We start from the raw sequence: 6,325 nt of genomic DNA, 5'->3' as shown, positions 1-6,325 counted from the left end.
ACAGGAATCGGAGGTATATAGGGACGATTGGGCTACTTCGGGAGATGTTACCGGAGCATCGAAAAAACCAAATTCCTATTGCTTATGTGAAATAACTCTATTCAGATAAAGGATGCCTTATTTTAAAAAACATTTTATTGTTTCTTTTTTCTTTGTTCCAGATGTAATTGAAAATAATTATAAAGATTATAGCAACCGCAACATCAATGATTATTGACATTCCTTTGGAAGGATCATTTGCTATTGTTAAATCCGTTAATCCTCCCATTTTATAGTTTCCTGATGTAAGGTTATTCAATAAGTTTAAACCATTATGTAATCCAGAAATGAGCCATATCGATCTCCATCTATAATAAACAAAAGATAGTACCAATGCAACTGTAAACCTGTAAATAAAATCATCAATCTGAAAAGGAAGTAAAATGTGATGTACTGCTGCAAATACAAGTGATACAATTACAATTACAGGTATCATTAGTTGAGGGTGATCATTGAACTGTTCAATAGGGTATGTCCTATATACAAGTTCTTCCTTTAATGAATTTAATGTTAAAAGGAATAGAACATTTAGCAATAGATATGCAATCATAGTTATAACTGAAACTTCTTTTGGAATGCTTAAGGCAATACTAATTGCACCTCCTGTAACATGGATCAGTAAATATCCAAAAGCCTGCCATAGAATTCCAATTCCTGTACCAATCAACAAAGGAAAAAGAATCGGACCTTTAAATCCTAATCCTTTTAAAGGTTTTTTATGAATTAATCGTATAACCATCCATATAAGTAGAAACTGTGTAGCTGCAAATGCAACAATAACAGTTAAAGTTTTTACAGTTGGTTGAAAATTCGAACCCATAAAATCTGATGGGTCAATACCCATTAATTTTGCAATTGGGAATCCCAACAGAATACTTAGGAAAGAAATCACAAGAACCAAAGAAATCATAATAATTCTTAGATACACTGGTAAGTTATAACTTTTATTCATTTTATTTCTCCTTTTTTGGTTATTTTTTCTTCCTTAATAAAGTTTCCATCCAGATCAAAATATGACGCCCTTTGGTCACTATTTACCATTAATTGGTTATTCGTAAAACACATTGACATTACAATGATATTCTTGAACATTTGATGATATCCTTTCTTGATAATACTATCAAGTTAATACTAGAGAAAGACAGAATGTCAAGTATTTCACCAAATTTTATCACTTTTCTGAATGAGGATGTCAGGTTATTCCGCATATTTCACCAGGTTGCGTAACGAAATGGTGTAGAAGCGCTCTCATACAAGGCATACGAATGAGATCAACGAAGATGTATTTATTCATACTTCAAGGAAGGTCGATTGAGCATAACGCAGTATTCGAGTGTCTTATGCGCCGTTGCAGTAGTAACTCTGGTGAGATATTATGTAAACATATGTTTACATATCAGGTCAAGGACAATCCTGCAGGGAATATCTGACGCTTCAAAATTCCGTACCACGATATACAGAGTAAAGAATAATCCGGGTCTTCTCTTTACACTCGGTATCCTCATTTTCAGACAACCAATTGACGAAGTTGCACTAATAATCTATTATTTTTTGGAGGTTTTGTATGTATAATATATTGTATATTTTCCTAACAGCACTTACTGCAACTACCTACATTGTGCCCTCGGATTATACTACGATTCAGGAAGCCATTGATGCATCTGTCGATGGTGATTCAATACTTGTTCTTCCTGGTGATTACCTGGGTTTCAATTACCTGGGAAAAAATGTCCATGTGGAGAGCACAGACGGTCCGGATTCTACGAGAATAATGACATGGATTGATTTCTTAACCAGCGAGGGTAGAGGAGCTGTACTCAAAGGCTTCGAAGTCTCAGCTCCAGTGGGTTACGAGCAATACGCGCTAGTGGTTGAAGGTGCTAGTCCTTCAATAATTGGGAATGTATTCCTTGATCATCTATGGTTATACAGCGGTGTAATGTACGAAGATGCAAAAAACGGTGGAGTTATCAAAATTACTAACTCAAGCGCATTATTGGAAGGGAACACTTTCTTGAAAAACCGCATTGGGTGGGATTCCTACTATGGTGGTGGGGATTACAGCATTTGCCGGGGTTTATGTGTATATGTCGATAACTCTGGATCACTCGCGTGCGTCGAAATGCGCAACAACACCTTCTACAATAACACTGCGGTAACCTATGGTGTCTATTTCTATGGATTATGCGTTTATGTTAAAGGCAAAGTAGTGATTGAAAACAATCTCTTTTACAACAACGGTTTCACTTCAAATAGCTTTTTCACTTGCAAGGGCAACGCGCTATGCGTAGAAACATACTCTGATGTTGATGTTACCAACTGTACATTCAACCACAATTACATATTCCCCGATGCCTTGCATATGCGTTCCATTGCGATCCTCGACTCAACTTCATGCAATATATCCTGCAGTATCGTTTGGGATGACATCATATTTGATCCATACGATCAGATCTCAGTGGAATACAGTAATGTCGAAAATGGATGGCCCGGAACTGGCAATATTGATGAAGATCCCTTGTTTTTCTCCGGTGGATTGAGCCCTTACCACCTGACTCCGTCGTCCAATTGCATCGATGGAGGTAATCCAGATCCGGTTTATAATGATCCAGAAGATCCTGGAAATCCTGGTTTTGCGCTTTGGCCAGCTCTTGGTGACCTTAGAAATGACATGGGAGTCTATGGTGGTCCTGGAGCTATATACTGGAGTGAGACTGGCACGGGCATTGGTGAATACTCTCTTCCAGATCAACATGGACTACCTATCATGTTAGGAATTTATCCCAATCCGACTTCACATCCACCTATCGTCACATTGACCTTAGCTGAGAATAATGATGTTGAACTATCAATCTTCGATCTCACCGGACGTCTGATATTATCCCCGATTCAAGGAGAGTTTTCTCAGGGTGTATACCAAGTGCAGCTAGCTGAATTAACTCCAGGCATTTATTTCTGCAGGATAGTATCTGGAGATTATTCCACATCTCAGAGATTCGTTGTTATTCAGTAACTACAAGAACTTTAAAAGCCTCCACCATGGGGAACCTTAGTGGACACTGGTTCCTGAGCTTCAGTGACGCTATGTAAGGCATTCCCGGAATGTCAGAACAATGAGTGAATACTGGAAGCTCTAATCCCTATTTCTACCTTACGACAGTAACTCTCCTGCACGATATGAGATCACCATCAGTAAGTCGAATCAAGTATACGCCAACAGACAGCTCTGAAACGGGAATGCTGTGAACACCCGCGTACTCGTCCTCCGTAAAACTCCGTGCAAGTCTGCCCGATACATCGTAGATATCCGCAGTAACAACTAAGTTCTCATTTGTCGAATACTCTATGATAAAGGATCCCTTTGAAGGATTGGGAGTAATTACGAATGATGTGAAGTATCCTGCTGTTTCTCCTTCACCTATTGATGTGGAATCGGTATTCTCCCACCATGTTACAGCGTTGAGATTGTATGCGCAGGCTACTATGTCTATCCTGCCATCCAGGTTCATATCACCAGTGGCAATTGGTATCGCTCCATCGTAATCAGTTCTGATGTGCTGCATTGTGAAAGACATGCTTCCGTTATTCTCGAGCCATGAGACGTCATCATCATTGTATGCAGCGCAGGCGATATCCAGATCTCCGTCATTATCCAGATCAGCAGGGCTGATAAATGTTGGCCAGTCATAATTCTCCGCGATTATGTGTCTGGTGAAGTTCTGCTGTCCATCATTCTCGTACCAGGCTATCATATCCCCGGTCCTTGCCGTTGCTGCGATATCTTCATCATCGTCACTGTCCAGATCCCCGATGATAACAATGTGCGCGCCATCGAAGCTTCCATCTACAAGGTGCCCCGTGAAACCGCAGTTTCCATCATTCTCCCACCATCTTATCTCATCAGCAAGTCTCGAAGCTACCGCAACATCCTGATCACCGTCACCATCGATATCACCGGGATAGGCTGTCCAGGGACCGTCTACATTATCCGAGATCACTCTTTCGGTAAAATTCTCCGACCCATCGTTCTCAAACCAGCATACCAGATCATCATCAAAAGCTACAGCAACGAGATCAACGTCATTGTCCCCGTTCATGCAAGCCGGATATACAGAGTGGATACCCATAAAACTGCTTGAAACCAGATGTCCGGTGAAATCCTCTTCTCCGTTGTTCTCCCACCATTTTATGGTATCGGACCCGTTGGATGATGCAACGATATCAATATCACCATCACTGTCTATATCATCAGATTCCACGAATATGGCACCGGAAAATCCGCTATCAACGGTATGCATCACGAACGTGTCATTGCTGTTCTCCCACCATGCGATACCGGAGTTCCAGGCGGCTCCGATTATGTCCGTATCTCCGTCTTCATCAATATCAACAAGTTTTATCGATATCGCCCCCGAAAATGAATCCGAGATCATATGCTCCAGCCAGGCTGCGGATAATTCGGAAAAAATAGACCCGCTGAACAGTACAGCAAGTAATGAAATCCATAAGGTTTTCATGATATCTCCTTTCATAACATCATATTCTGGTGCATGACATATATTATTATCATCATGCATATTGCATTTATTATTTGTATATAGCAAAGTATATTATTTTTGTCAAGATTTCGTAAGCATATTGAGATTGTCAGAAGTCGAATTCAGTGATTATTCAGTGATTTGAAGTACGGGGCAAATCAGTTATCCTGTTTTCTTAGAGCCTCTGCCAGGGCTTCCTTGCCGGGGCCTATGTAACCCCATCGGTCCCATAATCGGAGGAGTTCAGCTCTGATATCGTCCAGCGAGTATTTCTTTTCCCCTATCATCATACTGACCCGGTAGAACAGAGCTTTGATCATGTAGCTTCTGTGCAGACAGGGGGAAATGAAGTTTCTGCTCCAGACACCATCAATCAGTGATCTCATATCTCCTGTCATGAACGCTACCAGATATTCCCTGCTGTCAGTTATAAGAACCAGCATATCACCCTGCCAGCCCTCTGTAACACTGCTTATGAACTCACAGCCCGGTATGTTCATTTTCTCTCTACCGTGAAGCAGAATCCTTACACCGCGTTCAGCAGCTTTTCGGAAATGTTCAGACAACTGCTGCATCGGCAGGTTGTCCGCATCGGCAACAATTGTTTCACCGGTATTCTCTATCATTTCTTCTGCCTTCGCTATGACCTGATGTACAGAAGTAAGCTTATATACGCCTTCTTCCGACCGGGGTTTGTGAATCTTCTCAAGCCCCTTCTCAATCTCATCAGCAAGCTCCTGCAGCCGGTGGCTTCTCTTGATTATCTGCTCTCTTATCGGAACTGCGGTAAATGTTCTGCTTCTGCTCCCCTCGTCAGCAAGGACCACACCCTTGTTTACAAGAGAATCAAGTGCTTTGTATGTGTTGGGGGCAGGTTTGCCAAGTACCTGCGAGATCCTGTAGCCTGTACTGTCAGGTTCTGAAAGAACAGCAAGGTATGCTTCAGCTTCAAGTCCGGAAAGACCAAACTCCATCAGAAGGTATTCAAGAGAATTGCTCACTGCTGCCCCTTTCGGATCTTTTCAGTAACATCGGAAACTGATTGATCGTCTTCATTCTTCCCAAAAGGTAATAACAATCAAGTATTGAACAGTCAAGAAGGGGAACTGCGGCTTCCGACTTCCCTATTCAGTGCCTGCCCAGCTTCGAAGTATCTCCGGAAATAGCTTCACCCTCAGGAGGTCGTTCCTTCCGGGAACGAAGGGTTCCACATCCCTTGCCAGGTCATCAATGGTTCTTTCGTAGAGGCATTTCCCTTTTATGACATCTATGTCATGATGTTGAAATCGGCTCTATGATCGCAAGGTATTCAATTGCGCAGTTATTCGCTCAGGTGACTACGCCTTTCTCCAAGTGATAGATTCTTTTCCATCTTGGTATTCTTGGTGACCGTGCCGCATTTCTTCAACTTATAAATATATTTAATGCACCGTATAATATATAAACTTCAATACCTAATCATCATTTTTACGCTGAGCAGAGGCTTCGCGTGTAAGTTGACGAAGTTGACTACGTCCCTGATGTCGTCTACCTGATAATTGTCATTCTTGATGACACTGTCCTGCCATCAACACTGGCACGAACAAAGTATATGCCGTTGCCTATTCCGGATGGAACCATCCAGTTGTATACATGTGTTCCACTGGATACTTCACTTGAGCTGATGCTGGCGACTCTTCGTCCTGAGATATCAAACACGCTGATATCAGAAGTACCCGCTCTGGAAGTACAAATCTCAAATGTCGCAA

5 protein-coding genes are annotated in these 6,325 nt (G+C 41.7%); 1 reads left to right on the top strand and 4 read right to left on the bottom strand.

Going from position 1 to position 6,325, the window contains the following annotated elements:
- Positions 1-97 precede the first annotated feature (97 nt).
- Entirely contained in the window at positions 98-991 is an 894-nt protein-coding gene (locus K8R76_06650; protein ID MCD4847853.1) for a CPBP family intramembrane metalloprotease, read from the bottom strand.
- Positions 992-1,603: 612 nt separating this feature from the next.
- Between K8R76_06650 and K8R76_06645 the strand changes: the two genes are divergently transcribed.
- On the top strand, positions 1,604-3,052 hold the full coding sequence (locus tag K8R76_06645) for a T9SS type A sorting domain-containing protein (GenBank protein MCD4847852.1): 1,449 nt from the start codon (positions 1,604-1,606) through the stop codon (positions 3,050-3,052).
- Positions 3,053-3,185: 133 nt separating this feature from the next.
- Here K8R76_06645 and K8R76_06640 read toward each other — a convergent pair whose 3' ends face one another.
- The 3 genes from K8R76_06640 to K8R76_06630 all read right to left on the bottom strand — a co-directional run.
- Positions 3,186-4,556 carry a T9SS type A sorting domain-containing protein gene (locus K8R76_06640; protein MCD4847851.1) on the bottom strand — a complete coding sequence of 457 codons (1,371 nt, stop codon included), beginning with the start codon at positions 4,554-4,556 and terminating at the stop codon, positions 3,186-3,188.
- A gap of 179 nt (positions 4,557-4,735) precedes the next feature.
- Positions 4,736-5,578: a hypothetical protein gene (locus K8R76_06635; GenBank protein MCD4847850.1), complete on the bottom strand. Its 843-nt coding sequence runs from the start codon at positions 5,576-5,578 to the stop codon at positions 4,736-4,738.
- 526 nt (positions 5,579-6,104) lie between these two features.
- A partial coding sequence (locus K8R76_06630; GenBank protein MCD4847849.1) for a T9SS type A sorting domain-containing protein occupies positions 6,105-6,325 on the bottom strand: 221 nt, incomplete at its 5' end.

The sequence above is a fragment of the Candidatus Aegiribacteria sp. genome (assembly GCA_021108435.1).
Lineage (GTDB): Bacteria > Fermentibacterota > Fermentibacteria > Fermentibacterales > JCC-6 > Aegiribacteria.
Note: the sequence above shows the minus strand (reverse complement) of the source record. Positions and strands in the feature narration are given on the sequence as shown.